This window comes from Acinetobacter sp. DMC2, from assembly GCF_056314305.1.
This window is the reverse complement of sequence record NZ_JBQUYP010000004.1, coordinates 204,670-231,039: the sequence shown is the minus strand read 5'-3', so window position 1 is coordinate 231,039 and position 26,370 is coordinate 204,670. Positions and strand designations below refer to the sequence as shown.

The window sequence follows — 26,370 nt, the reverse complement described above, 5'->3', positions numbered from 1 at the left end:
TGCTGCAAGGTTTGATATAGTCAGCGCACGGATACCGCCGTAAGTGAACATCTAATAGGGAATTTCCCTGATTGAAACCTCAATCAAAATGATGCTTTCACCATCAGCTCGGATAGGTCCTAAAGAATTATGCCGACGCCGAAGGCTTATTATATCGGCAAAATGACAAACTGTTGCGTTTAATTCAGTTTGTTCAAAAAAATATGTTACCAACTCTAGTTGGTTATGGAACGTAAACTGATACACATCAGACAAATCGCTCCTTAATGTTGCCTTCAGGCTAAAGCGTTGATGCATTGGAACTGCCGAAAGCACCGATACGATGAACATTCCGTATCAAACTTCCAAAAAGAAGTCACTTCGCGCTCAATGACAGTGAAAGTCATTAACCAATGTACCGCTCACCCGCCAGTGAAGCACTAAGGAAGTCCGATTTAAAGGTTGAAGCAGTATTGCCTACATCACAGACGAGAATCGAAGTTAAGGCTAAATGTAGCCGGTAACAGATGACTCAGACCACAAATATTTTGAGATCTGGGAAATGATCCGTCATGTTCGATGTTCGTTCAGAACCTTTAAGTTTGTGCGATATGTTTGTGTGGGTCACTATTAGGTGTCACACCCATGAAACGTATGTTGATTAATGCAACTCACGCAGAAGAAGTCCGCGTTGCACTTATCACTGGTAATCGTCTTTACGATTTTGATTTAGAAAATCGTACCCGAGAACAGAAAAAATCCAATATCTATAAAGGCCATGTAACCCGCGTAGAACCTTCTTTAGAAGCTGTGTTTGTTGAATATGGCGCAGGCCGTCAAGGCTTCTTGTCTATGCGCGAAATTGCAAATAGTTATTTCCAAGCAGACCCGCGACAAACTTCAAACATTCGTGAACTCATCACTGAAGGTACTGAATTACTTGTTCAGGTTGAAAAAGAAGAACGTGGTAACAAAGGCGCAGCCCTTTCTACATTCATCTCACTCGCAGGACGTTATTTGGTTCTTATGCCAAACAACCCGAAAGGCGGTGGTATTAGCCGTCAAATTTCAGGTTCTGTACGTGAAGAATTAAAAGAAATTTTAGCTTCTTTAAATTTACCTCGCGGCATGAGTGTTATTGTGCGTACCGCAGGTATTGGTCGTACTCAAGAAGAATTACAGTTAGATTTACAGCATTTGCTTGACCTCTGGGCACAAATCCAAAGCACTGCAAGTTCTGGTCCGTCTCCAATGCTTGTTCATCAAGAAGCTGGCGTAGTTACTCGTGCTATCCGCGATTACTTACGTGATGACGTTGCAGAAATTTTAATTGATAGCGAACAAGCTTATAACGAAGCGTATAACTTTGTTAAAGCAGTTATGCCACGTCAATTAGACAAACTTAAAACTTATACTTTAAACGAGCCGTTGTTTGCTCATTTTGGTATTGAAAGCCAAATTCAAACTGCTTACGAGCGTGAAGTAAAACTTCCTTCTGGTGGTTCAATCGTAATTGACCAGACTGAAGCTTTAGTTTCAATCGACATTAACTCTGCGAAATCGACTCGTGGACATGACGTTGAAGAAACTGCGCTTAATACAAACCTAGAAGCAGCAGAAGAAATTGCTCGCCAACTTCGTCTTCGTGACATTGGCGGTTTGGTTGTTATCGACTTCATCGATATGACTAAAGAACGCAACCAACGCATGGTTGAAGCAAAACTTCGTGAAGCAACACAAAGCGACCGTGCACGTATCCAGTTTGGCCAACTCTCTCGTTTTGGCTTAATGGAAATGAGCCGTCAACGCTTACGCCCATCACTTGAAGAAGCAACTGGATATGTGTGCCCACGCTGTCATGGCACGGGTATGGTGCGTGACTTACGTTCACTTTCGCTTTCAATTATGCGTAAAGTAGAAGAAATTGCTCTTCGTGAACGTCATGGTGAAGTACAAGTAGAAGTTCCTGTTGAAATTGCAGCGTTCTTACTCAATGAAAAACGCCATAGCCTTGTTTATTTAGAACAAACTTCTGGTGTTCGTGTGACTGTTTTACCTCACCCGCACTTAGAAACACCTCACTATGAAATTCAGTACAATCCAGATGGATTTGCACCATCTAGCTATGAACGTACTGAAGCAACTCGCTCAAGTGAAAAAGAGTTAGGTTATGAATCTTCTGAATGGCATTTAGAAGAAGCTGATCATGGCCATGCTCCTGCTGCAAATAATGCGGCTGGTCAAAAGAAAGTAAATCAAGCAGCTCAACCTGCTGTTGCTCAGGCAAGCGTTCAAAAAGCAGCGAGCCCTCTTGCATGGTTAGAGAACCTTTTTGTTCAAAAACAAGCTAAAACTATTGATCAATCTCGTTCAGCACAAAATGCTGCTGCGACAATTGAACAAATGGTCAATACTGGCGCTGTAAGCCGTGGCCAGTTTGGACAAGTTGCAGTACCGCCAGTTGCTGAAACTGTTACGGCTCCATCTAATAATGCTTACATTTCACAGTCTCCTGCTAAACAGGAAGTTCGTGAAAATGTTGAAAAAGACGATAAAGTACAACAACGTCCAAACAACAAAAAACGTAAGCACAAAGAGCAACGTGAACAACATCATCATGCTCAAGAGCCACAACAACAGCAACAACCACAACAGGTTCATGAAGAAGTTGTACAGTTATCACGTCAAGAACAACGTGAGTTAAAACGTCAACAAAAACGTCAGCACCCAGATCAGTCACATCAACAACATCAAAATGATGGACAACAAACTGAAAATGCCGTGCCGCGTCGTGACCGTAATAATCAACAACGTCCGAACCGTCCAAATCGCCACCGCGATCCAAGTGTATTGAATGAAAATCAAAATGCACCGGCGGCACCAGTAGTTGTTGATGAGAAACAAATTAAGGTTGATTTGATTGATGCTCCAAAGCATGAAGTCATGAATACAGCCTTAGTGATCAATGTTGATCAGGCACAAAGCGAAATTATTGCTTTGACTCCAGAGCAACCTATTGAACGCACTGAAACAGCACCTGTTGTTGAAGTCGCTCAAGAGTCAGCTCCAGCACCTGTTGCAGTTGTAGAAGAAGCAGTCACTGTTAAAGCAGAAGAAACGACGACTCCTCCTGCAGAAAACAAAACTCAACCGCAAATTCAACGTGCAAGCAATGACCCTCGTATGCGTCGTCGTGAACAACGCAACGCGAAACGTGCTAAAGCTGCGGTACCATCTATTGCCCCATCGCAAATTCCAACGTTGGCGCAATATACGATTGGTAGCTTGATTCGTCATGTTTATGGTGAAGACTGCACAGTATTGATTGAACAGTTTGGTTTAGTTCCAACATTCAATCGTGCATTGCAGAAGTTTGCTGAACAGTACGCTAGTACGCTAGCAACAGAAGTCGTGTCTGATGCAGAAGACAAAAAGCCTGTTACTCGTGATGCAGAGCTTCCAAGCAACAAGCCATCACAAGAAGCAGAGCCTGCGCCTGTACTTGCATTAACACCACAAAAAGAGCAAACACCACGTGTTGCTAATGATCCACGTGAGCGTCGTCGTTTAGCGAAACTTGCTGCTGAACAAGCTTTTGAGCAAGTTAAACAACAACACGCCGCACCAGAAGAAGCTGCACCTGTAGCTCCAGCTGTTGAAGAAACGGTTGTTGCTCCTGCTGCTGAAACACAAGCACCTGTTGAGTCAAAACAACAACCGCTTGAGCTTGATCAAGTGGCTGAAGTAGCTCAAAGTGAAACAAGCGTAGAAGAAACACCAGCGACAACTGTAGTTGAAGCTCCGGTTGTTAAACAACCTAAAGCATCTGCAAGAGCAAAAGCTGCCGCAGAACAGGCTGTAGCACCAACGGAAGCTACTACAGAAGTTGAATCAGACGATTCTAAGGCAGATCAGGACAAACCAAGTCGTCCTCCTCGTCGCCCTCGTGGTCGTCCACCAAAGAAAGCAAATCCTGTAGCTGAGTAAATCATTTGCTCAATTGCAGCTAATTTAAACAAACCTAGCCATTTCGATGACTAGGTTTTTTTTGTTATTTTTAACCAATTAGGTTGATTGCACTAGAAGAAAAGTTTTAAAAGCATGGTGAACCATGAAAAACACTGTACTTTTGCCAACGCAACCTTTTTTGGATTGATCGAAAAATAAATAGGATTGATATGAGCCAGACAACACAGACCGATATCATTACGCTTGGTGATGTTGCAACAAGACTTCCTAGCTTCATCCCCAAAGTACCCCATATCCTGAATGGTCTTAAACAGGCTTACTTAAGAACAGCAAATACACCAACGGGATTAGGTGTAGCCTTTGAAAAAGCTGTTAAGCGAAATCCGCAAGGCATTGCTTTATTATTTGAAGATCAAAGTTATTCATATGAAGCTTTAAACGAATGGGCTAACCAGATTTCTCACTATTATCTATCTCTTGGCGCACAAAAAGGTGACGTGATTGCGATAATGGTTGAGAACCGTTCTGAACTTATTGCCACGATTGTAGGTTTAGCTAAAATTGGGGTAACAATTGCGCTTGTTAATACCTCTCAAGTAGGTAAGGTCCTCGCTCATAGTATCAATCTTGTAAAACCAATCGCCGTAATTGCAGGTGAAGAAGTTAGAGCTGTAATTGATGAAATTCGTCAGGATCTAAATGTTCCTAAAGACCGTTTTCATTGGTTTGCAGATCAGGCTACACGCCAAGATGCGGGTACAGCACCTCAAGGTTATGCCAATCTTGCAATAGAAATTGATCAATTTCCAAAATTTAACCCATCGACTACGCAATCTGTTCATGGAAATGATGGCCTGTTTTATATTTATACTTCGGGCACTACAGGCTTACCAAAGGCTGTTATTTTCAAACACAGTCGCTGGACACTTGCCTATGGTACCTATGGGCACATTTTAAACCTTGGCCCAGATGATGTGATGTATGTCACTTTACCGCTTTACCATGCAACTGGTGTCGTAGTTTGCTGGTGTGGTGTGATTGCGGGAAGTTCGACCCTTGCAATTCGACGTAAATATTCAACCAGTGCATTCTGGAAAGATGTTCAGAAATTTAATGCCTCTGCAATTGGCTATGTAGGAGAGCTTTGCCGTTACTTAATGGATGCCCCTCCTACAGAAATTGACCGTGTCCACCGCGTAACCAAAATGATCGGTAATGGCATGCGTCCAAACATCTGGGATAAGTTCAAACAACGTTTTGGTGTGCAAGAAGTTCTTGAGCTTTATGCATCAAGTGAAGGCAATGTCGGGTTTAGTAATATTTTTAACTTTGACAACACAGTAGGTTTCTCTCCTACACCATATGCCATTATTGAGTTTGATAAAGAGAAAAATGAACCTGTACGCGATAAAAAGGGTTGGTGTAAAAAAGTTAAAGCAGGTGAAATTGGTTTGCTAGTAGGGAAAATTACTAGTCGCTCACCTTTTGATGGTTATACAGATCCAGAAAAGAATAAATCTGTGATTATGAAAGATGTCTTTAAAAAAGGTGACTCATATTTCAACACAGGTGACCTTGTACGTAATATTGGTTTCCGTCATGCTCAGTTTGTTGACCGCTTAGGCGATACCTTCCGCTGGAAAGGCGAAAATGTATCTACTACTGAAGTTGAGAACATGGTTTGTGAATATGACAAGATCGCTGAAGCGGTGGTTTATGGGGTAGAAATTCCAAATACCAATGGTCGTGCTGGTATGGCAGCAATCACACTTGCTGATGGCGCTGAGTTAAATGAGTCTGATTTAACCGAAATGGTCACTATATTTAAAAAATGCCTCCCTGCTTATGCAGTACCCGTATTCTTACGAGTGCAAGCCAAAGTTGAAACAACAGGTACTTTTAAATATCAAAAGAATAAATTGAAGGAAGATTCGTTTAATCCAAGCAAAACTTCTGAACGTTTACTCGCTTTATTACCTGGTACAAACAGTTATTGTGATGTCACAACTGAAATTTTTGACAACATTCAGGCATATAAATACCGTTTTTAGTTCATTTTTTAGCTAAACAAGAGGAAATCGTGCTTTTTATAAGCAATCATGCAAATGTTTTTGATTTACCTCTTGTGTTAGTTGAATAACTTGCTAAAATACGCGACATCAAAACGATACGGGTCGTTAGCTCAGTTGGTAGAGCAGCGGACTTTTAATCCGTTGGTCCCGCGTTCGAGTCGCGGACGACCCACCACTTATCTGTTTTGAACCTATTTGGGTCGTTAGCTCAGTTGGTAGAGCAGCGGACTTTTAATCCGTTGGTCCCGCGTTCGAGTCGCGGACGACCCACCAAATTCTAAAAAGCCTCTCACTGCGAGAGGCTTTTTTTATTGTTATCTTATTTGAGTTTCATGACTAAAAGATGACAATGCATTTCTTATATAAAATGTCTTTAACCCAATTCATAAAGATTTCTAAACGTTTAGGAATATAACTTCTGTTGGGATACAAAATATTGAGTGGCAAAGATTGAGCCGTATGTGTACTTAGCACTTCAACCAGAGTTCCTTGCTCTATTTTATCCTGAACATCGTAGTATGGAAGTTGAATAATCCCTAATCCAGCACAAGCTGCTGCAACATAGGCTTCTGTATTATTTACACTTAAAGCACTATCGATCATTACTGTTCCATTTTGATATAAAAATATACCCTGTTTTTCTCCTACGGCTCCTGCGTAGTTAATGAGTTTGTGCTGAGATAGATCTTCTAATTGTTCAGGAATACCGTACTGTTCCAAATAATGAGGACTTGCACAGTTCACCATAATCAAGTTGCCAACAAACTTCGCGATCAAACTACTATTTTCTAGCTGCCCCACCCGAACAACACAATCGATTCCCTTCTCGATCAAGTCAGTGATGTCATCTGAGCTATTTAGTTGTAAATGAATGTCTGGATAGCGGCTATAAAAATCGGGAAGTTCAGGAATAATCACTTGGTGTACGATTCGGCTGGGCATTGAAATTTTTAACGTGCCACGATAATGCTGCTTTTGTGTCTGTATGAGTTGTTCGAGCTGTTCATAGTCAAATAATAAATTTTGACATTCAGGCAATATTCTTTGTCCATCTTGAGTGAGGCTTACTTTGCGCGTAGTTCGGTGAAATAACCGAACACCATAGTGAGTTTCTAATTGTTGAATGGCACTCGTCACTGTAGAGCGAGGTAAATCAAGTTGATTTGCTACTTCACTAAAGCTTTGTCGTTTAGCGACTTCTGAAAAAATAAAAAATTGCTGCAACCGATCCATTTAATTGTTCGTATTTTCTGAATAGTTAAACCAAACTAGCATAATTGATCAAAAATTACCGCCAATCTAGACTAAAAACACATTAAAACAAGTCATCATAGGAACAATCATCATGGCAACTCATACTCTTAAAGATAAAGTTGTACTGATTACGGGCGGTGCAAAAAACTTAGGCGGACTGATTAGCCGTAAATTTGCAGAACAAGGTGCAAAAATTGCAATTCACTACAATAGTGCTGAAACTCAAGCAGATGCAGAACAGACGCTCGCAGATGTAACAGCATTCGGTGTAGACGCTGTTTTAATTCAAGCAGACCTAACGGATATTGATAATATCGAAAAACTCTTCTTAGATACTAAGCAGCATTTTGGCGGAATTGATATTGCGATTAATACAGTTGGGAAGGTTTTAAAGAAATCGTTTTTAGACACCACAGAACAAGAGTTTGATAGCATGAGCGATATCAACTCAAAAATTGCCTATTTCTTTATTCAATCTGCTGGACGTCATTTAAATAACGGCGGAAAGATCTGCTCAATCGTGACTTCTCTTCTTGCAGCTTACACTGGGCTCTATTCAACCTATGAGGGTTTAAAAGCTCCTGTTGAACACTATACCCGTGCTGCATCAAAAGAATTTGGTGATCGTCAGATTTCTGTTACTGCTGTTGCTCCAGGGCCTATGGATACACCATTCTTTTATGGGCAGGAATCTGCCGAGGCAGTGGCTTACCACAAATCAGCTTCAGCTTTAGGTGGGCTTACCAAAATTGAAGATATCGAACCTCTAGTTCGATTTTTAGTGACCGATGGTTGGTGGATTACAGGTCAAACAATTTTTGCAAATGGTGGCTACACCACTCGCTAAAATCAAAAAAGCCGCATTTGATAATGCGGCTTTGACTTTGCTTTATTATAGAAACTCTTCTAGTACCGAGTTTAAGAAAATATGCCCCTGCTCTGTACAAGCCAAACGAGAACTATCCTCTACCAGTAGCTTTCTAGCTCGCAGCGAAGTGAGTACCTCATTTAAATGATCTAAGCTTAAGCCTGTACGCTGTTCATATAACTCAGCGTTTACACCATCATTTAAACGTAAAGCATTCATCATAAATTCAAAAGGTAGCTCTTCTGCCTCAATCTTTTTCATTTGCAAATGTTCAGCAGGAACCTTAGCTAAATAGTCTTTTGGCAAACGAGTTTTTTGGAAACGATACACACCATCTGGTCGTGTTACTTTGCCATGTGCACCTGCCCCAATTGCAAGATAATCACCAAACTCCCAATAATTCAAATTATGTGCTGAAGGCAGCTCTTTACGCCATGCTGAAACTTCATAATTTATAAAACCATTTGCCTTAAGATATGCCTCACCCTGCTCTTGAATATCTTCAAGCATTTCATCTTGCGGTAAAACGGGTTGAGTACGGAAGAAAACGGTATTCGGTTCAATGGTAAGTTGATACCAACTAATATGAGTGGCACCACTTTCTACAGCAAGCTTGAGATCATAGAGTGCCTGCTCTAGCGTTTGCTCAGGCAAACCATGCATTAAGTCTACATTTACTCGTTTAAAACCAGCCTGCTTTGCTTGTTGAATCGCTTCAATTGCATTGTTTGCAGAATGAATACGACCAAGTTTTTGCAAATGATCAGTATCAAAGCTCTGGACACCAATAGACAAACGATTAATGCCAGCCTCTAAATACCCTGCAAACGGATCATGCTCTACCGTTCCCGGATTTGCCTCTAAGGTAATCTCACAGCCATCTTCAAATTTAAGCAATGACTTAAGTTCTGCAAACAACCATACATAACCCTGTGCCGAAATCAGTGAAGGGGTTCCACCACCAATAAACATACTATGGATCGGACGTCCCTGCGCCATCTCTAGTTGAGTTTCAAAGTCGGCGACCAATGCTTTTAAATAGGTTTGCTCAAGTTCTGACGAAAGTGCTCCGTCTGGTACTGCATGCGAGTTAAAGTCACAATATGGACATTTACGCACGCACCACGGCATATGGATATATAAAGATAGAGGAATAGAAGCAGGGTTTAATACGGCCAAGGAGCAGGTCCAATTTACACAATATTTCTATTTTAACATGACTGCATCAATGGGCTTATGAAAACATACCTTAATTGCTTTAGACTAAATTTAAACATTCTTAAATACTGATAAAAATGATGAAATTCTCTAGTCAACTTTTCCTGATCTTACCCTTAGCTATGGGAATCGGTGTTGCCATGGCTTTTCAGACCGCAATTAATGCTCAACTGCGCGAGCAGCTACACTCACCCTTACAAGCAGCTTTATTATCATTTTTTATAGGTACTATTGTTTTAGCCATTATGGTTTTCTTTCAAAGTGCCGAGAAGCCCTCTTTAAGTGAAATATCAAATATTCCATGGCTTCTTTGGACTGGAGGATTCCTTGGGGTTTATGCAATCAGCATGAGCATTTATACTGCTCCTAAACTTGGTTTTTTAACCTTTACAGGGCTAGTCGTTTTTGGGCAAATCGTTATTTCTATGTTACTTGATCATTTTGGCTGGTTAGGTACAGAAAAAACACCTGTTACATGGCAACGGTTTCTTGGTGGAATCATCATCTTTGTTGGTGTGGTACTTACTTTGCAACGTTAGCTTCATTTTTATATTTAAAAAGAGTACCTTTTGTGTCGAATGTCACATCTTTTCGGTCTGAACTAAAACAACTCTTCCACTTAATGCTACCGATTTTAATTACCCAGTTTGCTCAAGCAGGATTTGGGTTAATTGACACTATTATGGCTGGGCATTTATCTGCAACCGATTTAGCAGCAATTGCTGTAGGGGTCGGTTTATGGGTTCCAATCATGCTCCTGTTCAGCGGCATTATGATTGCAACAACACCTTTGGTCGCTGAAGCAAAAGGCGCAAGAAATACAGAACAAATTCCTATCATTGTTCGTCAGTCATTGTGGGTTGCTGTCATTTTAGGTGTACTGGCAATGCTCATTTTGCAGCTTATGCCATTTTTCTTGCATGTGTTCGGCGTACCAGAGAGCTTACGACCTAAAGCAAGTTTATTCTTGCATGCTATTGGCTTGGGTATGCCAGCAGTGACCATGTATGCAGCTCTACGCGGTTATTCGGAGGCATTAGGCCATCCACGCCCTGTCACAGCTATTAGCCTATTAGCTTTAGTTGTATTGGTCCCCCTTAACATGATCTTTATGCATGGATTAGGGCCAATACCTGCATTAGGTAGCGCTGGCTGTGGTTTTGCAACGTCCATTTTACAGTGGCTCATGTTAATTACATTAGCAGGCTATATTTATAAAGCTTCGGCTTATCAAAACACGTCTATTTTTTGCCGATTTGATAAAATTAACCTGACTTGGGTTAAAAGAATTTTACAGCTTGGTCTACCAATCGGTTTAGCCGTGTTCTTTGAAGTGAGTATTTTTAGTACAGGGGCATTGGTGCTTAGTCCACTGGGTGAAGTGTTTATTGCAGCGCATCAAGTCGCAATTTCAGTTACTTCCGTACTGTTTATGATTCCACTTTCACTTGCGATTGCCTTAACCATTCGCGTGGGAACGTATTATGGTGAGAAGAACTGGGCTTCAATGTACCAAGTTCAAAAGATTGGTCTCAGCACAGCCATATTTTTTGCCTTATTGACTATGTCCTTTATTGCCTTAGGTCGTGAACAAATTGTCTCTGTTTATACTCAAGACATAGACGTGGTTCCTGTTGCGATGTATTTACTCTGGTTTGCAATGGGCTATCAGTTGATGGATGCATTACAAGTCAGTGCCGCAGGTTGTTTAAGAGGTATGCAAGATACTCAAGCACCGATGTGGATTACGCTTATGGCGTATTGGGTGATTGCTTTCCCTATTGGGCTTTATTTAGCACGTTATACCCATTGGGGTGTAGCTGGTGTGTGGCTGGGTTTAATTATTGGTTTAAGTATTGCTTGTGTTTTATTACTTTCAAGGCTTTATTTAAATACCAAACGTTTAAGCAAAACCTAATAAAAAAGCCGATTATTCATCGGCTTTTTTTATTTTATGCAGACTTGGCCCGCGGGCTTGCTCCAATTTGCCAGACAAAAGGTAAATCGGTACGGTTTACTTCCCAATCTCCAATCACCTTTTCTTTATAGATGAGTGGATTATGCGAAGATACCGTGCGTGCGTTACGCCAGAAACGGTCGAGTTGTTTAGCCTGACTACTTGCTGATGCACCTAAAGCATTAAATAATTGGCTGGTTAAATCCAGTACCAAATTAGAAATCACCACCTGCCCTTGGGCTGACTCAAGCTCTGCATCTACATTAAACTGATGCTCTTTTACTTCTAAGTCGCTAAAGTGGCTTTCATAAGCCTTTTGTAATGCTTCCGCCGTTTTAATTGTAATTGCTAGGCTTGCATAGGCTTGAGCAGAGGCTTTACCCACCACCTGTAAAACTTGTGGGTCATGACGAACAAGATCACCATTACCATGACTAAAAATACGCTTTCGCTCTCGTATTTCTTGGCTAAAAGTTTCGACTGCGGCATGCGCAATCCCTGTTAGAGTTGCAAGGTGGACAACCTGATAAAAAGCAGTTTGATATTTAAAGCGCTGGTCAAATGGAATAAGGTGTGAAGCAGATAAATGAACCTGATGTACTTTTAAAGTGCCACTGCCCGTTGTCTTTTGACCAAAGCCATCCCAATCATCAATTACGCTCACACCTGATTCATGACGATAAATAGCAGCAATTACATGACGGTCATTCACTTCATCGTAGGCAAATAAATCGATCCAGTCAGCAAAAATACTTCCTGTCGAATAGTACTTTTCACCATTCACCACCAAGTTACCCGAAGCATCTTTGCTTACTCGGGTAACGACATCACCAATCTGTACATTTCCAACTTCGGTCCATGCGTTTCCAACTAAATCACCTTGTACAAAACGCTGAAACCAGACTTCCTGCGAATGCTCTTTATGAGCAACTAAACGGTCTTCAACAAAAGCAAAGTGTCCACGCAACGCTTGCACAATATTCGAGTCTGCTTGGGCTAGCTCTGCTAAAAGCTGGAAAAGTTGCGGCAATGACACCCCATCTCCACCATATTTAACAGGTACCCGTACTGCACCTAACTTGAGTTCTTTTACCCACTGAATCGGTTCAAAAGGCAAGATTCGTTCTTTTTCCCGTTGAATTGCACCTTGGGCAATTTTTTCAAAAACTGGACGAAATCTACTTGCTACCTTTTCATAATCGGCGCCTACTGATAGCTCTTCTAATTCAATTTGCGTAATTGTCATCTTTATTCTCCTAATCTTATTTTTTCTTCACTTTAGCTCCATGCATGACGAGGTGGATGGATGCCATTGAGGTAGTAATTACCGACAATGTGATATTTCCAACGCACGGGATCATGCAAGGTGTGAGTGCGAGCATTACGCCAATGTCGGTCCAGATTAAGTTCTGACAAGGTCGATCTTGTTCCAGACAGCTCAAAAAGCTTATTCGCTGCTAAAATCGCAATTTCTGTGGTTAAGACTTTTGCTTCTGCAACTAGTAATGTCGCTTGATTTACATGTTCTTCTGTCGTGTCGGCAATCGCTTGATCAATCGCATCTCCTGCCAAATCTAATACTGCCTCTGCTGCACGAAGTTTTATTTTTAAATCACCAATGTTTGCAATCGTATAGGGATCATCACTCGCTTTTTCCAAACCTGAATCAACCCATGCACGGCTATGATTTTTGACATAGTGAATTGTTTCTTCAATTGCACCACGTGCAATACCAGCATCAACAGCAGCTTGAATAAATTGTGAAATTGCACCTGCCGGTGTAGGACGTTCGAAAGCCTGATAAATCGGAATTAGATATTCTTCACGTACTGGAACTTGATTAAGTTCAACGGTCCCACTGGCTGTGGTTCTTTGCCCGAAACCAGACCAGTCATTAATAATATTCACCCCAGAAGTTTCCCGAGGAACTAGCGCCGCATAAGGCTGCCCTTGTTCATTTACAGCGACAATTGGAACCCAATGTGCCAGCAATGCGCCTGTTGCAAAAAACTTCTTGCCATTAATTTCATAACCGTGCTCGGTCTTTTTTAATGTGGTAGTGAGGTCAGCCACCGTTTTGCTATGTTTTTCCGAAAATGCATTGCCAAAACGAATCCCTCTCAACACTAAGTTAAAGAAGAACTGTTGTTGTTCTGGGCCTGCATCAAGACGTAAATGTTCAATAAAAGCCAAGTGATTTTGGGGAAGCTGTGCAAGAGATGGATCAACACTCGCAATTGTTTTGATGACCTCAGCCAAAGTTCGATATTTGACTTGTGCACCACCAAATTGCTTGGGAACCGTAATGGCCCATAAGCCGCTTTGTGAGAACTGTTGAATTTCATTTAGGGGTAAACGGCGCTCCTTGTCTCGATCAGATGCTTCGTGTGCGAACTCTTGCGCAAGTTGTTTGGCAACCTCAATTGCTTCTTCATCAGAATGAATAATATGCGCATCTTTTGACTGCTCAAACACAGATAAAGGAACCGCCTGAGACCGCCCATGGGCTGAACTTAAACTTGTCATAACTTTTGTTATCTCTATTTTTATTTAACCTGCCATTCACATTAGCACCAAAAAAACAGACACTTTATAGATATTAAAGCTTTGTTTATGAAATGGATTTTCACAAGCTTTTCATATTTTTTACTATAAAAATAACATTTTGTTTTTCGAAAATTTTCTTACATGAGATAAACAATTTCATATAGGCTTTTTAAGCTTAGTCACCTATGATCAAAACTAGGCAATATTATGTTGTAGTCAATGAGGTATCGAAGATATGGCAAAGAATGCAAGTTCACCCGGCAAACGATTTATGAAACTTGCAGGAATGACCGCGAGCATTGCAACGAAAACCGTTTCTAACTCGATTCGAAACTTGACCGCAGATGAAGAGCAAAAGCTGGCTTCAAAAACCAAGTTATTTCAGGATATTGGTTTGCAAATTGCCGACACCTTAGGCGAAATGAAAGGTGCCGTCATGAAAGTCGGCCAAATTGCATCTCAATATAAAGATATTTTCCCACCCGAAGTCGCCAAAGCAATTTCAAAGTTACAACGCCAAGCCCCAGCCATGCCTTTTGCTGCCATTCAGCAACAAGTTGAACGTGAGCTTGGAAAACCGCTCAATGTTGCCTTTAAATCTTTTGACCAAGAACCTTTTGCAGCTGCTTCAATTGGCCAAGTTCACAAAGCTACCCTACCTAGTGGTGAACAAGTTGTAGTGAAAGTGCAATATCCGGGTGTTGATGAAGCCTGTGAAAGTGACTTAAAACAAGTGCGTTTAGCCCTTCGTTTAATGGGCGTACTTAAAATTGATAAAAAGCTACAAGATCAGCTTTTTACAGAAATTCAAGATAGTCTTTCAGCAGAACTTAACTATGAAATCGAGGCTCAAAACCTTGAAGTTTTTAAAACATTTCATAGCCAGTTAGATGACAAAATTATCATCCCGACTGTTTATAAAGATTACTCTTCAAGACGAATTTTGACTTTAAGCCTTGAACAAGGTGATAGCATTGAAACTGCTAGTTCTTGGCCTATTGAAGTTCGAAACACAATTGGCCGTCGTTTGATTCGTGCTTTAGGTCAGGAAATATTCTTTTTAAAACGTTTTCACTGTGACCCTCACCCGGGTAACTTTGCCTTCCGCCAAGACGGCAGTGTCATTATTTATGACTACGGCAGTGTTAAAACACTTTCCAATGAAATCGTTCAGCACTTTAAGCGTTTAGTAAATGCAGCTCGTCATGAAAATATCGATTTGATTGAAACTGAGTTACTTGAACTACATTCATTAGCTGAAAAAGGCAAATTCCCGAGTGAACTTTATAAACTCTGGATTGAAGTGTTATTACGTCCGCTTACCACCACTTATGATTTTGCCGAGAACTCATCACATCATGATGGCATGTTGCTTGTGAAAAAATCTTTGAAGTACTGGGATGTCTTTAAGCCTTCACCAGATACGTTAATGGTCAACAGAACCATTTCAGGACACTACTGGAACCTGATTCACTTAAAAGTACATGACAATCTGAACGGTCTATTTGAAGAGCTTGTCCCACCTTCTAACTAACTTAATTTACTGATCAATGTAGCCTTGTAGGGGTTACATTGACTTTTTAATTGTTATGTTATAACATTTTTTTAATCAAAAATAATTTAGGACAATCTCTCATGCGTAAAGATATTCATCCTGCTTATCAACAAGTGTTATTTCATGACACCAATGCAGACGTGTACTTCTTAATTGGTAGTACTCTTCAGTCTAAACAAACCAAAGAATATCAAGGAAAAGTCTATCCTTATGTAACCCTTGATATTTCAAGTGCATCTCACCCTTTCTACACAGGTGAAGTACGTCAAGCAAGTAACGAAGGCCGTGTTGCAACCTTCAATAAACGCTTCGCTCGCTTTAATCGTAAGAGTTAATCTTACGTTAAGATTTGACTAATACACTTAAATCATTGGAAGCCTAAGACTATCTCCTCCACTTAGGCTTCTTTTTTTATGTGTATTTTTTCGATCTTTTTATGTTGTGTATAAAAGAGAACTTATCCACAACTTGTATAAAAACTCTTCTTATTTTTCCCACAACCCATCATTTTTTTGCATTCGCCGAGCTTTCAAAGTTGCTATTCGATGCTATGCTTAAACCCTCATTTGATAGGAAATTTAAGATAATGGCACAAGAGTTACTCGCCCAATTACAAGCAGGCACAGCAAAATTTTTAGACGTTTTAGCTCATATTGAAGCACGTTACCAACATACTCCAACGGCTTTTCAAAATGGCGCACAGCATAATGCTGCGACTGAAAATCAAGGCAGTGCAAAAGTTTTCTCTTTTGCCAAGTTACAAGGTTTAGACCAAGCACAAACTTTAAGTTTATTTGCAGAGCACTACGCATCTGTATTGGCTACACCTGAGGGCACTGACCATCAAAATATTCGTCAGTTTATGCAAAATGGTTGGGATGGTGTGAAGTTTGAAGGTCAGGCTTTGGCTGAAAAAGCTTAATCATTTTTTAGCACAGCCTCAAATTATGAGATTTTCTAAAGCCTGTTAATAGGCAATGCCTCACTTTTGAGGGCAAAAGTGACAAAACCCTTTGTTCCGCTGATGCTACATCCATGTAGCACAGCGAAACGACGGCATCCATGCCGTCTGTCACGATAGTAAATGCCTTATTTTTCTTAATTATTTTATTAGCCCCTTACATTTGATACGCGATAACGTCATTCGCAGCCTGCGTGGTTTCTATAAAAGATAGTTTTTACAACGCTTAAGATAAATGCTTACAGTGAACAGGTTCTGCGAATGACAGATGCCTTTGGTTACTTTGGGCAAAACCAAAGTAACTTAATTAGCTGCTCCCATTAGATAATTCAACGGTAAGACTCCGTCGTGAAAATCCTACCCAACATTCAACTTCGATGAGCTCTCACAACTTAAAATCATACTCAATTCTTAAATATAAAAACTCAATGCCCCGTTACCCAATAATAAGTCGCCAACCCCAAACACGTAAAAATTAACGATCCAATTAAATGAATGGAAATTCCCAACATCGCCATTCCCAATTTGCCACTTTGTAATAAAGTCACAATCTCAATCGAGAACGTTGAAAACGTAGTTAAAGCACCACAAAAACCCGTAATCACAAAAAGCTTATAGTTCGGGCTTAAATCACTTTGAGCAAAATAGGCAATCGCAAAACCAATAATAAAACCACCAACCAAATTAACAGTGACAGTACCGAGTGGAATTTGCGGGTAAATCGGGTTAAGTTTTAAACCTAAGAACCAACGTAACCACGCCCCTAGAACTGAGCCTAAAGCAATTGAAAGTAGAGAATAATACATATGACCACCCCTTTAGATAGACGCTAAAAGAGCAAAAAATAATGAAGAGAAATATGACATGGTGTACTCCAAAAATAAGCAGAGTACGCAATAACCTACGTACCCAGCGATATATAAATACATGAGGGTAACGTAGGCATCATTAGCCAATACGGCGGTTTTTCAGGGGAGGAATGCCATCTCCCCGTTTTTAGTATATTAGATCATCTTTAATTTGATTTAAACATACTTTGTAAAATCATGGACGTTCATCGTATTGCGGTAAATCGTCACAAATGCTTTCCCACTCTGCTTTTGAAGCAGCAAAAATATGCATTGTCGGCTTTTGGTCTAATGGTGTATCCAGTGTCCCAATTCTTACACGATACAGTTCAGGCTGAGCATCACGCGAACTAATCAAAGGTGAACCACATCCGCTACAGAACCAGCGGTATACACCTTCCACAGCGAATTTTTTGACTAAGTTTTCACCTTGGGTAATTTTAAAATCTGTACTTTTAACAGGAGCATTCGTGGCAAATGCTGTTCCATTGGATTTTCGGCAACGTTGACAATGGCATTGAATGATATCCCCGATATCGCCTTTAATTTCATAGCGAATACCTTGGCACAAACAACTTCCTTGATAAACTGGTGATGCTTGAGACATGTTCTCGTAAATCCTATTATTATTGATCGCTCAAAAATAACACTTTTCACATATCAAACATAGCACCAAATTCGCTGTTATTTTTCTAAGAATAAATGCACGCCTTCACCAGCCGCTCGCCCTGTAGCAAAGCATGCTGTAAGTAAATATCCACCTGTAGGAGCATCCCAATCCAGCATTTCACCACAACAAAACACACCTGAGATTTGTTTAAGGTTCAAGTTCTCAGTTAATGCTTTTTGCTTAATACCACCAGCACAACTAATCGCCTCTTCAATAGGCCTAAAGCCATCTAACTTGATTTGAAGTGCTTTAATTTGCTGAGCCATAGTCTCTGGTTGGCTCCATAACGCTTTATCAACGACTTCTCTAATTAAGTTAATTTTGGCCGTGTCTAAGCCTGCTTTACGCCAGATATTGGTGAGCGATTGTTTTTTACTGGCCTGCAATTTTTTAATTAACTGTGACAACTCTACATCAGGCAATAAATCCAAAAATAGATTTAAGCTTTTCCCTTGTCTTTGTTGTTCTCGTAAAGCTCGTCCAAGTTTATAAATAACACCACTTTCTAACCCATAGTGAGTAATTACAATATCACCATGGGTAATCTGGCTAGGCTCAACCCACGCATTGATACGCTTTAAAGGTTCACCAAAACAGCTTTCCATAAAAGCTGACCAAGCGTGCAATACCCCGGCATTACTTGGCTGGAAAGGCTCAATATCAGATTGATCCACCCATTGCTGCCATGCACCATCACTACCTAATTGAGACCACGACACCGCACCACAAGCCAATATAACTGCATCGTATTGCTGGGTAAAAGTCTCGCTGCTTTGATTATTTTGGTTTTCTAAAGTCACTGTTGTACTTTGTAAATTAATACAACGATGACGATAAAAGAATTTAACTTGTTGTTCTGCTAAACGTTTTAGCCAAGCACGCAGTAAAGGAGCAGCTTTCATTTCGACAGGGAAAATGCGACCTGAGGTGCCCACATAAGACTCAATTCCTAGACTTTTCATCCAGTTTTGAATCCACAGTGCATCCCATTTTTCAACCCACGGTTTGAGCCATTCTGCATGGTCATAACGGTCAATGAACTGTGCTAAAGGTTCGGCATGCGAGATGTTTAACCCAGTTTTACCTGCCATCAGAAACTTACGTGCGGCTGAAGGTTTTTGTTCATAGACATCAATATTATAAGCGTATTGGCTAAGCACCTCAGCAGCCATAAGACCTGCTGGGCCTGCCCCAATAATGGCAACCCGCTTATTCGACATGTGTTTGCCCTTGCAGCGGTGCAAACTCATCAAATCGAGTTTTATAACCTTCAGGCTTGGTCATAATGAGCTGCTGACAAAGCTCGCCACGCTCTAAATATTTAATTTCAAAATGAGTACGTGCAGAGGTTTGCGCAATTTTTTCTTTTTGGTAAGGCAGCTTCCACACATTTAATAACTGTTGTTCAGCTTCTTCAATATATTCAGGAATATTACTTGCCAAATTAATGGTTCCGCCTGTTTTCAGACGTGATAACAGGAACTCAAAAAATGGCATGTTCAACCAGCGTTGTGCTGGATTATGCGGTTCTGGGTTCGGATAAAGAATAAAGAAATGTTCAACTTGGGCAGGGTGTAAAGCATGTACCACCCAAGGTAAAGCATCTGCATGTACAGGTACCAGATTATCTCTTGGTTCCAAACCATGCTGCTTTTGCATTGCCAAGAATTTTTCTCGGGTTCGTTCAATTGCATACAACGTGTGCTGTGGCTGTTGCCCACTAAAAAGCAAAGCATGTTTGCCCTTGCCCGCTCCAATTTCTACACAAATCGGGGTATTTTGAATTGGGGTAAAATCACGAGGCGCTTGCATACGTTGTGCTTGAAATTGACGAATCGGCATAATCACATCAAACTAAATAAAAATCGGCATAAGTCTAACAAGTCACCTGACTTTTGCCTAATCTATTTCTCTTCACTTTGAGGATATCGCTTTATGCCACGTACAATTCCCTGCCCACGTTGTGGTGAACCAAGTGTTTGGGAAGGCAATGAATTTCGTCCATTTTGTTCTGAACGTTGTAAATTAATTGATTTAGGCGCTTGGGCAAATGATGAATATAGACTGCCTACCCAAGATGCTCCTCAGCAAAACAAGGGTAGTCAAAATGAAGATGATTATGAAGATTAACCTGCTTTACCCGCGACAAACGGGTTAAATTGCTTTTCATAGCCAATGGTACTCATTGGACCATGTCCAGAAATAAACTGAGTATCATCTGGCAAACTAAAACACTCACGTTTAATCGATTCAATTAACTGCTCATGGTTACCACGTGGGAAGTCTGTGCGCCCAATCGAACCTTTAAACAGAACATCGCCTGTCCAAAGTAAGCCATGGTTTTTATTATAGAAAACCACATGCCCTGGTGTATGCCCTGGTGCAAAGCGTACTTCAAATTCATCTTCACCCAATTTTAGTACTTCACCACCTTCAAGCCATTGATCGACTTTGACAGGTTGTGGAATCGGAAAGCCATAACGTGCTGATACTTCCTGAATCATGTCTAGCCAGAACTGATCTTCTTTGTGTGGACCAATTACAGGAACGCTCCATTCTTTGGCAAGCTCGCCTACCGCTCCCGCATGATCTAAATGCCCATGAGTTAGCCACAGAGCCTTCACTTTTAAACCTAAGGCTTCTACTTCTTTTTTCAAAACAGCAGCATCGCCACCTGCATCAATCAAAACTGCTTCTTTCGTTTCACTGTCCCAAACAAGGGAACAATTTTGAGCAAATGCAGTAACGGGAACAATTTTGACTTGCAGCATAAGAACCTCTGGCTAAAACGCAATTAACGGTGGGCTAAGGTATGGGTAAGGGCATCAAGATTAGCCTGAACTAAACCTGCAAGCAAATCAATATGAGCCTGATCGCTATTTAAAGCTGGAATATAAGCATAGTTACCACCACCTGCTTCTTGAAATAACTCAGCGTTTTGAATAGCTAATTCTTCAAGTGTTTCTAAACAATCGGCAGAAAAAGCTGGGCTTAAAACTTGAACTGACTTAACGCCCTGTTTTGCCCAATCTTGTAAAAGCTGGTCAGTATAAGGCTTCACCCATTCTTGTTTTCCAAAACGTGATTGGAAACTAATTGCCCATTCATCCTCTTTTAAATGTAAGGCTTCAGCAACTAACTTTGCTGTAATACGACAACGATCTGCATAAGGGTCGCCTTTATCTGCATAAGGCTGTGGAATCCCGTGAAATGACATCAACAGTTTTTCAGGTTTACCATGCTGCTCTTGGTAGGCTAAAACGCTTTCTGCCAATGCTTGAATAAACATAGGATGCTGATAATAGTCTTTAATGATGGTTAGACCCGGCAAGTTCCGCTGAGCTGGAATCCACTTGGCAAATGCATCATATAACGGCGCTGTAGACGTTGCAGAATATTGAGGAAATAAAGGCAATAAAATGACATGTTCTTGTGGGTTAGCCGCCAATTTTTCTAAAACTTTATCAATACCCGGATTACCGTAAGTCATTGCGGGTAAAACCGTTAAATCAAACTGTTTATTTTCTTGTTCTAAATAAGCCTGCACACGTTTGGTTTGTTCAAACACAATTTCGCGCATTGGCGAGTCTGCTGACCATACCGAAGCATAGGCATGCGCTACTCTTTTCGGGCGAAAAGGTAAAACAAACAGATTTAAAATAAGCCACCAAATGAATTTCGGTATTTCAATCACACGTGAATCAGATAAAAACTGTTTTAAAAAACGGCGCACCGCAGGCACAGTCGCCTCATCTGGTGTGCCTAAATTCGCTAAAATGACAGTAACTTTCGGTTTTTGTTCAAACGACATGTGTAAATGCCTTTCAGTTCATCTTATGACACTAATGTAACAGTTTTCAGTGTCATATATAAATTGAATCGCTCTAAGCTTTTAATCGAACGCCTCGATGGTTCCATTTATAACTAAGCAATATCTTTTGGGCTTTAGTGGTTAGTTTCCAAAGGTCATATGATTGCTCAGTTTGTGTTGGGACAATCCAGCCTTGTGATTGCATTTGATTTTTAATTCGAAACAGTGCCTTATGATTAATCTGTGCGCAAGCCACCGCATGCGCACGAGGTAATTCCTGACGAGCATCTTCTAAGCCTGCCTGATTTAAATATTCATTCAGACAAATTCCAAAATTCTCTTCTGGCACCGCTGTTTCAAAGCGCTTTGCCAGCACGCTCAATAACTGAGACCATGTCATTTGTCTCTGTCGTTTAAGCTCTTTAAAGTTGCCATCCTGAAATGCTTGAATCTGATATTCAAATGCAAAAATATCTTGCGGTGCAACTTCCTTTAACTGAGTTGATGGCTCGGTTACTCGCTGTTCTAACTGCAAAATTTTACTTCTTAATAGTCTAATTTCGTCTTCTAACTGCTGAGCTTGATGAGCAGGAACCCAACCTTGTCCCATATGTTGCTCAACCATTAAAGGTATATTTAAACGGACAGCCAACTCCAATTCACGTGGAGTTTTAAAGTAAAAAATATGCTTTGCTTCGTGTAATAACTTTTTTCTAAATGCGAGAAATTTATCTTTAAGTTGTGGATGTGTTTCTTGTAAATCTATTTCGCGACTTTCAGGTTGTTCATGCATGAACACAATAATAGGTTTAGCCTGACTTAACGCATATTCATATTCTAAAGACAGATAACTCACACCAGAAATCGATTGTTCTCCATACTGACTTCCTAAAAGTAAGATTACATAATCACATTCATCAATTTGTCGACGTGCAAGTGTAGTTGTTAAAGGCGTTCGATGTTCTAGCCCCCAAGCAAAGAAACCCATCCCCACCAAGGTTTGAGACAAAACCATTCGCTCTGGCTGCATATCGCGGCCAGACGTTGAAATAAAAATCTGATAGCGTGTATCGAGCATAACAATACCCTTATCGCCTCATGATCTGTATGTGACTTAAAATCAGCCAAGATCATGAACCGCCCCAAATAAAATAATAAATATAAAAAAACACTATTTTCTAAATGATGCTAAAAGATCAGTTCAGATTATGAAGTGTCCAAGTTAACTCTTGTGGAATCATATGTTGTAAAACAGGTTGCAGTGCATCAGCATTATTTCCGCTGACGTAACATTCAATACGTGCAACATTCTGACCTATTTGGTCACATAATAACGCATTTTTTATTAAAATACGGGCTGTTTGTCGGGCAACTGCGAATCCCGAATCAACCAATGTGAATTGGTTATCAAAAAGATGATGAATTGCTTCATTTAAGAAAGGATAATGCGTACAACCGAGCACTAAATAGTCTGCACCTTGCTCAGCGGCAGGCTGTAAAACCGCTTTTAATGCCGTTAAACATGCCTCTCCCATTTGTTGTCCTGCTTCTACACAAGGAACAAGTTCAAGGCTGGTTAAGGTCATCACTTTAACACCCGCCGGAACAGCAAACTTCTCGACAACATCTTTAATGAGTTGCCCACGAAAAGTAGCAGGTGTCGCCAACACAGCAACCACTTTAGAACGTGTCTGTAATACGGCAGGTTTTAATGCTGGAACTAACCCTACGATTGGAAAGTGTTCACCATAATGCTCACGTAAATGGTCAAGACTAAATGCGGAAGCTGTATTACAGGCAACCACCGCAATTTTACAACCTTGGCGGTATAACCAATCAACTGCGCGAGCTGTGAGCTCTCTAATTTCTTCATCAGAACGTGGGCCATAAGGAACGTAGGCTGTGTCGGCATAATACACAATGCGTTCATTCGGCAAATATCTAGCTATTTCTGCTGCAACAGACATTCCCCCAATTCCCGAATCAAAAATACCAATTGGGGCATCTGCTGATGCTTTAGGCATAGGTTCTAGATCGGTAAATAGAGGTTGTATGGCGGTCATAGCTGTACTGAAGTGTCAGAAAATTTCACTTCCTAAAGCTTAAACCTCAAGTGCCTAATTGCAAGAGCAAATTACCACTTTTTAACTCTAAAACGGTTTCACCATTCTCTTTTTCGATGAGTGTTCCATAGTTCACTAAGTGATAAAAAGACTGGCGTTGAATAAGCGCATTAATACCAAATCGGACATGCACATAAGGACGTAACTCCCCTGCATATTCACGCATAAAAATTGGATGTTCAGCATCAACTAAAATCACATCTTGATTGGTCGTGGTCAGTTGTAAAAATTGATCACCTGAAATTTCAACTTGATCGACCTGATTGACTAATAAAGGTTCATCTTCAACCTCAATTTCAATTTGTTCTACGGGGGTTTTCAGGTAGAATTTCCCTTCTTCTTTCCATAGGACTTTGGTAAATAGATCTAATAGGGCTTGGCGCTTAATTAATTGACCTTCGTGCCACCATTCTCCATTGGCTTTAACCGTCAAATCCATTTTGCCGCAATGCTTTGGATGCCACTGCTCTAAAGGTGGAATTGACCTTTTGTGACTTTGCTGTACACCTTTTAAGTATTGTGCAATGTTCATTAAGTTTTTATCATCAGATAACGGTATTTTTCCCATATCCGATGGGGAATTATTTTGATTTACCATAGTTTATGCCTTGCTGACGAAAAAATATGACGACTCAGCCAATTGGCTAGATCATGGTTTAAAACTATACTAGCCAAAACGATAAAAGGCACAATAGCATATTTGCGCCTATGGATTAAAACACTCACGGCAGCACCGAATTTCTGAATATGACGGTTGCCACCTTTAAGTATTGAGGAGTCCTACATGGAACACATCGAACGTGAATCGATGGAGTTTGACGTTGTCATCGTAGGTGCAGGACCTGCCGGTCTGTCTGCTGCGATTAAGATCCGTCAATTAGCGATTGAAAAAAACTTACCCGATCTTTCTGTTTGTGTAGTTGAAAAAGGCTCTGAAGTAGGTGCGCATATCTTGTCTGGTGCTGTGCTTGAGCCACGTGCCATCAATGAACTTTTCCCGAACTGGAAAGAAGAAGGCGCGCCTCTTAACGTACCAGTAACTGAAGACAAAACTTTCTTCTTACTTTCAGACACCACTTCTAAAGAAGTACCTCACTGGATGGTTCCTAAAACCATGCACAATGACGGTAACTATGTTATCTCATTAGGTAACGTGGTTCGCTGGTTAGGTCAAAAAGCTGAAGAACTAGAAGTTTCTATCTTCCCTGGCTTTGCTGCATCTGAAGTGCTTTATCATGAAGACGGTACTGTAAAAGGTATTCAAACGGGTGACATGGGTATTGGTAAAGATGGCGAACCAACGCATAACTTTACTCCGGGCTATGAGCTTCACGCTAAATACACCCTCTTTGCTGAAGGTTGCCGTGGTCACTTAGGCAAACGCCTCATTGCTAAATACAACCTCGATAAAAATGTTGATCCACAGCACTACGGTATCGGGATTAAAGAGCTTTGGGAAATTGACCCAGCAAAACATAAGCCAGGCTTAGTCATGCACGGCGCTGGCTGGCCATTGGCTGAAACAGCTTCTTCTGGTGGCTGGTGGTTATACCACGCTGAAAACAACCAAGTGACTTTGGGTATGATCGTGGACTTGTCGTACGAAAACCCACACATGTATCCATTCATGGAAATGCAACGCTGGAAAACACACCCACTCATTAAACAATATTTAGAAGGTGGTAAGCGTATTTCTTACGGTGCACGTGCTGTAGTGAAAGGCGGTTTCAACTCATTGCCTAAATTGACTTTCCCGGGCGGCTGCTTGATTGGTGATGATGCAGGTTTCTTAAACTTTGCAAAAATCAAAGGCTCACACACTGCCATGAAATCAGGCATGTTATGTGGTGAAGCTGTATTTGAAGCGATTGCTGCTGGTGTAGAAAAAGGCGGTGACCTTGCCATTGCGCGCGTTACTGAAGGCGAAGATTTATTCACTAAAGAATTAACTTCATACACTGACAAATTCAACAACAGCTGGTTAAAAGAAGAGCTTTATAACTCTCGTAACTTTGGCCCAGCAATGCATAAATTTGGTCAATGGATGGGTGGTGCATTTAACTTTATCGACCAAAACGTCTTTAAAGTGCCATTCACTTTACATGACTTGAAGCAAGACTTCGCTGCATTGAAAACTGTTGATGCAACCAGCTTTAAGCCAAACTATCCAAAACCGGATGGCAAGCTTACATTTGACCGTTTATCTTCTGTGTTTATCTCAAACACTGTACATGAAGAAAACCAGCCAGCTCACTTGAAGCTTACTGATCCTTCAATTCCAGTGAACGTAAACTTACCGAAATGGGATGAGCCTGCACAGCGCTACTGTCCTGCTGGTGTTTACGAAATTATGGAAGATAATGATGGCTCTAAACGCTTCCAGATTAACGCAGCAAACTGTGTTCACTGTAAGACTTGTGATATTAAAGACCCATCTCAAAACATCACATGGGTAACGCCAGAAGGCGGCGGCGGTCCGAACTACCCTAATATGTAATAAAAAAGCCCCGATTATTCGGGGCTTTTTTATTGGGATTC

At 40.8% G+C, this 26,370-nt stretch carries 23 protein-coding genes, 2 tRNA genes and 1 riboswitch; of the genes, 12 read left to right on the top strand and 13 right to left on the bottom strand.

Going from position 1 to position 26,370, the window contains the following annotated elements:
* Positions 1-624: 624 nt before the first annotated feature.
* From ACT53H_RS10170 to ACT53H_RS10155, 4 genes are all read left to right on the top strand, one after another.
* On the top strand, positions 625-3,966 hold the full coding sequence (locus tag ACT53H_RS10170; RefSeq protein ID WP_476009186.1) for an Rne/Rng family ribonuclease: 3,342 nt from the start codon (positions 625-627) through the stop codon (positions 3,964-3,966).
* A gap of 191 nt (positions 3,967-4,157) precedes the next feature.
* A complete protein-coding gene (locus ACT53H_RS10165; protein ID WP_476009185.1) occupies positions 4,158-5,999 on the top strand; it encodes a long-chain-acyl-CoA synthetase in 1,842 nt (613 codons plus the stop codon).
* A gap of 120 nt (positions 6,000-6,119) precedes the next feature.
* A tRNA-Lys gene (locus ACT53H_RS10160) sits at positions 6,120-6,195 on the top strand.
* 22 nt (positions 6,196-6,217) lie between these two features.
* A tRNA-Lys gene (locus ACT53H_RS10155) sits at positions 6,218-6,293 on the top strand.
* A gap of 63 nt (positions 6,294-6,356) precedes the next feature.
* On the opposite strand, the gene ACT53H_RS10150 is transcribed toward ACT53H_RS10155, so the two are convergent.
* Positions 6,357-7,253, bottom strand: a complete 897-nt coding sequence (locus ACT53H_RS10150) for a LysR family transcriptional regulator (protein ID WP_476009184.1) — start codon at positions 7,251-7,253, stop codon at positions 6,357-6,359.
* A gap of 112 nt (positions 7,254-7,365) precedes the next feature.
* Here ACT53H_RS10150 and ACT53H_RS10145 point away from each other — a divergent pair, with 112 nt between their 5' ends.
* On the top strand, positions 7,366-8,121 hold the full coding sequence (locus ACT53H_RS10145; protein WP_312820908.1) for an SDR family oxidoreductase: 756 nt from the start codon (positions 7,366-7,368) through the stop codon (positions 8,119-8,121).
* Positions 8,122-8,166: 45 nt separating this feature from the next.
* Here ACT53H_RS10145 and hemW read toward each other — a convergent pair whose 3' ends face one another.
* Complete coding sequence (gene hemW, locus ACT53H_RS10140; RefSeq protein WP_476009183.1) at positions 8,167-9,321, bottom strand: radical SAM family heme chaperone HemW; 1,155 nt, start codon at positions 9,319-9,321, stop codon at positions 8,167-8,169.
* Positions 9,322-9,437: 116 nt separating this feature from the next.
* On the opposite strand from hemW, the gene ACT53H_RS10135 reads away from it, so the two are divergent.
* Together ACT53H_RS10135 and abeM are read left to right on the top strand one after the other, a co-directional pair.
* Positions 9,438-9,899, top strand: a complete 462-nt coding sequence (locus tag ACT53H_RS10135; RefSeq protein WP_005301993.1) for a DMT family transporter — start codon at positions 9,438-9,440, stop codon at positions 9,897-9,899.
* Positions 9,900-9,931: 32 nt separating this feature from the next.
* Positions 9,932-11,278 carry a multidrug efflux MATE transporter AbeM gene (abeM, locus tag ACT53H_RS10130; protein ID WP_476009182.1) on the top strand — a complete coding sequence of 449 codons (1,347 nt, stop codon included), beginning with the start codon at positions 9,932-9,934 and terminating at the stop codon, positions 11,276-11,278.
* A 34-nt stretch (positions 11,279-11,312) separates the two neighbouring features.
* Here the strand turns inward: abeM and ACT53H_RS10125 are convergent, their stop codons facing one another.
* On the bottom strand, positions 11,313-12,563 hold the full coding sequence (locus ACT53H_RS10125; protein ID WP_476009181.1) for an acyl-CoA dehydrogenase family protein: 1,251 nt from the start codon (positions 12,561-12,563) through the stop codon (positions 11,313-11,315).
* 32 nt (positions 12,564-12,595) lie between these two features.
* The gene (locus ACT53H_RS10120) at positions 12,596-13,843 is read right to left on the bottom strand and encodes an SfnB family sulfur acquisition oxidoreductase (protein WP_476009180.1); all 1,248 of its coding nucleotides are present in this window, start codon (positions 13,841-13,843) and stop codon (positions 12,596-12,598) included.
* A 256-nt stretch (positions 13,844-14,099) separates the two neighbouring features.
* Between ACT53H_RS10120 and ACT53H_RS10115 the strand changes: the two genes are divergently transcribed.
* The 3 genes from ACT53H_RS10115 (at position 14,100) to ACT53H_RS10105 (ending at position 16,341) form a co-directional block, all read left to right on the top strand.
* The gene (locus ACT53H_RS10115) at positions 14,100-15,398 is read left to right on the top strand and encodes an ABC1 kinase family protein (protein ID WP_476009179.1); all 1,299 of its coding nucleotides are present in this window, start codon (positions 14,100-14,102) and stop codon (positions 15,396-15,398) included.
* Between the two features lie 101 nt (positions 15,399-15,499).
* Positions 15,500-15,754, top strand: coding sequence for a type B 50S ribosomal protein L31 (locus ACT53H_RS10110; protein WP_005301976.1), 255 nt, complete (start codon positions 15,500-15,502; stop codon positions 15,752-15,754).
* 251 nt (positions 15,755-16,005) lie between these two features.
* Positions 16,006-16,341: a HopJ type III effector protein gene (locus tag ACT53H_RS10105; protein WP_476009178.1), complete on the top strand. Its 336-nt coding sequence runs from the start codon at positions 16,006-16,008 to the stop codon at positions 16,339-16,341.
* A 464-nt stretch (positions 16,342-16,805) separates the two neighbouring features.
* Here the strand turns inward: ACT53H_RS10105 and crcB are convergent, their stop codons facing one another.
* The 4 genes from crcB to ACT53H_RS10085 form a co-directional block, all read right to left on the bottom strand.
* Positions 16,806-17,186, bottom strand: a complete 381-nt coding sequence (gene crcB, locus ACT53H_RS10100) for a fluoride efflux transporter CrcB (protein ID WP_440202977.1) — start codon at positions 17,184-17,186, stop codon at positions 16,806-16,808.
* 126 nt (positions 17,187-17,312) lie between these two features.
* Positions 17,313-17,379, bottom strand: a riboswitch (Fluoride riboswitch).
* A gap of 45 nt (positions 17,380-17,424) precedes the next feature.
* The gene (locus ACT53H_RS10095) at positions 17,425-17,835 is read right to left on the bottom strand and encodes a GFA family protein (RefSeq protein WP_476009177.1); all 411 of its coding nucleotides are present in this window, start codon (positions 17,833-17,835) and stop codon (positions 17,425-17,427) included.
* A gap of 77 nt (positions 17,836-17,912) precedes the next feature.
* On the bottom strand, positions 17,913-19,118 hold the full coding sequence (locus ACT53H_RS10090) for a TIGR03862 family flavoprotein (RefSeq protein ID WP_476009176.1): 1,206 nt from the start codon (positions 19,116-19,118) through the stop codon (positions 17,913-17,915).
* Complete coding sequence (locus ACT53H_RS10085) at positions 19,108-19,746, bottom strand: class I SAM-dependent methyltransferase (RefSeq protein ID WP_476009175.1); 639 nt, start codon at positions 19,744-19,746, stop codon at positions 19,108-19,110. The genes ACT53H_RS10090 and ACT53H_RS10085 overlap by 11 nt, the downstream gene beginning before the upstream one ends.
* A gap of 87 nt (positions 19,747-19,833) precedes the next feature.
* Between ACT53H_RS10085 and ACT53H_RS10080 the strand changes: the two genes are divergently transcribed.
* Complete coding sequence (locus tag ACT53H_RS10080; RefSeq protein ID WP_107880660.1) at positions 19,834-20,028, top strand: DNA gyrase inhibitor YacG; 195 nt, start codon at positions 19,834-19,836, stop codon at positions 20,026-20,028.
* On the opposite strand, the gene ACT53H_RS10075 is transcribed toward ACT53H_RS10080, so the two are convergent.
* The 5 genes from ACT53H_RS10075 to ACT53H_RS10055 all read right to left on the bottom strand — a co-directional run bounded on the left by ACT53H_RS10075 (position 20,025) and on the right by ACT53H_RS10055 (position 24,430).
* Positions 20,025-20,669, bottom strand: coding sequence for an MBL fold metallo-hydrolase (locus ACT53H_RS10075; protein WP_004794923.1), 645 nt, complete (start codon positions 20,667-20,669; stop codon positions 20,025-20,027). The genes ACT53H_RS10080 and ACT53H_RS10075 overlap by 4 nt on opposite strands.
* A 23-nt stretch (positions 20,670-20,692) precedes the next feature.
* Positions 20,693-21,709, bottom strand: a complete 1,017-nt coding sequence (hemH, locus tag ACT53H_RS10070) for a ferrochelatase (RefSeq protein ID WP_151747384.1) — start codon at positions 21,707-21,709, stop codon at positions 20,693-20,695.
* 73 nt (positions 21,710-21,782) lie between these two features.
* Positions 21,783-22,787 (bottom strand): DUF4062 domain-containing protein, encoded by a 1,005-nt coding sequence (locus ACT53H_RS10065; protein ID WP_107880658.1) that lies wholly within the window; start codon positions 22,785-22,787, stop codon positions 21,783-21,785.
* 118 nt (positions 22,788-22,905) lie between these two features.
* Positions 22,906-23,772 (bottom strand): glutamate racemase, encoded by an 867-nt coding sequence (gene murI, locus ACT53H_RS10060; RefSeq protein WP_191900547.1) that lies wholly within the window; start codon positions 23,770-23,772, stop codon positions 22,906-22,908.
* A 46-nt stretch (positions 23,773-23,818) separates the two neighbouring features.
* Positions 23,819-24,430 (bottom strand): DUF1285 domain-containing protein, encoded by a 612-nt coding sequence (locus tag ACT53H_RS10055; protein ID WP_004794931.1) that lies wholly within the window; start codon positions 24,428-24,430, stop codon positions 23,819-23,821.
* A gap of 186 nt (positions 24,431-24,616) precedes the next feature.
* Between ACT53H_RS10055 and ACT53H_RS10050 the strand changes: the two genes are divergently transcribed.
* Positions 24,617-26,329 carry an electron transfer flavoprotein-ubiquinone oxidoreductase gene (locus tag ACT53H_RS10050; protein WP_238612058.1) on the top strand — a complete coding sequence of 571 codons (1,713 nt, stop codon included), beginning with the start codon at positions 24,617-24,619 and terminating at the stop codon, positions 26,327-26,329.
* Positions 26,330-26,370: the final 41 nt, after the last annotated feature.

What these genes read in the sequence shown, in the direction of transcription:
- hemH (WP_151747384.1), bottom strand. Translation starts at nt 21,709, where the DNA reads ATGTCGTTTGAACAAAAACCGAAAGTTACTGTCATTTTAGCGAATTTA.
- crcB (WP_440202977.1), bottom strand. Translation starts at nt 17,186, where the DNA reads ATGTATTATTCTCTACTTTCAATTGCTTTAGGCTCAGTTCTAGGGGCG.
- ACT53H_RS10120 (WP_476009180.1), bottom strand. Translation starts at nt 13,843, where the DNA reads ATGACAAGTTTAAGTTCAGCCCATGGGCGGTCTCAGGCGGTTCCTTTA.
- ACT53H_RS10050 (WP_238612058.1), top strand. Translation starts at nt 24,617, where the DNA reads ATGGAACACATCGAACGTGAATCGATGGAGTTTGACGTTGTCATCGTA.
- ACT53H_RS10080 (WP_107880660.1), top strand. Translation starts at nt 19,834, where the DNA reads ATGCCACGTACAATTCCCTGCCCACGTTGTGGTGAACCAAGTGTTTGG.
- ACT53H_RS10135 (WP_005301993.1), top strand. Translation starts at nt 9,438, where the DNA reads ATGATGAAATTCTCTAGTCAACTTTTCCTGATCTTACCCTTAGCTATG.
- ACT53H_RS10170 (WP_476009186.1), top strand. Translation starts at nt 625, where the DNA reads ATGAAACGTATGTTGATTAATGCAACTCACGCAGAAGAAGTCCGCGTT.
- ACT53H_RS10105 (WP_476009178.1), top strand. Translation starts at nt 16,006, where the DNA reads ATGGCACAAGAGTTACTCGCCCAATTACAAGCAGGCACAGCAAAATTT.
- ACT53H_RS10075 (WP_004794923.1), bottom strand. Translation starts at nt 20,669, where the DNA reads ATGCTGCAAGTCAAAATTGTTCCCGTTACTGCATTTGCTCAAAATTGT.
- ACT53H_RS10090 (WP_476009176.1), bottom strand. Translation starts at nt 19,118, where the DNA reads ATGTCGAATAAGCGGGTTGCCATTATTGGGGCAGGCCCAGCAGGTCTT.
- ACT53H_RS10110 (WP_005301976.1), top strand. Translation starts at nt 15,500, where the DNA reads ATGCGTAAAGATATTCATCCTGCTTATCAACAAGTGTTATTTCATGAC.
- ACT53H_RS10055 (WP_004794931.1), bottom strand. Translation starts at nt 24,430, where the DNA reads ATGGTAAATCAAAATAATTCCCCATCGGATATGGGAAAAATACCGTTA.
- ACT53H_RS10150 (WP_476009184.1), bottom strand. Translation starts at nt 7,253, where the DNA reads ATGGATCGGTTGCAGCAATTTTTTATTTTTTCAGAAGTCGCTAAACGA.
- murI (WP_191900547.1), bottom strand. Translation starts at nt 23,772, where the DNA reads ATGACCGCCATACAACCTCTATTTACCGATCTAGAACCTATGCCTAAA.
- ACT53H_RS10165 (WP_476009185.1), top strand. Translation starts at nt 4,158, where the DNA reads ATGAGCCAGACAACACAGACCGATATCATTACGCTTGGTGATGTTGCA.
- ACT53H_RS10065 (WP_107880658.1), bottom strand. Translation starts at nt 22,787, where the DNA reads ATGCTCGATACACGCTATCAGATTTTTATTTCAACGTCTGGCCGCGAT.
- ACT53H_RS10145 (WP_312820908.1), top strand. Translation starts at nt 7,366, where the DNA reads ATGGCAACTCATACTCTTAAAGATAAAGTTGTACTGATTACGGGCGGT.
- ACT53H_RS10115 (WP_476009179.1), top strand. Translation starts at nt 14,100, where the DNA reads ATGGCAAAGAATGCAAGTTCACCCGGCAAACGATTTATGAAACTTGCA.
- ACT53H_RS10125 (WP_476009181.1), bottom strand. Translation starts at nt 12,563, where the DNA reads ATGACAATTACGCAAATTGAATTAGAAGAGCTATCAGTAGGCGCCGAT.
- ACT53H_RS10095 (WP_476009177.1), bottom strand. Translation starts at nt 17,835, where the DNA reads ATGTCTCAAGCATCACCAGTTTATCAAGGAAGTTGTTTGTGCCAAGGT.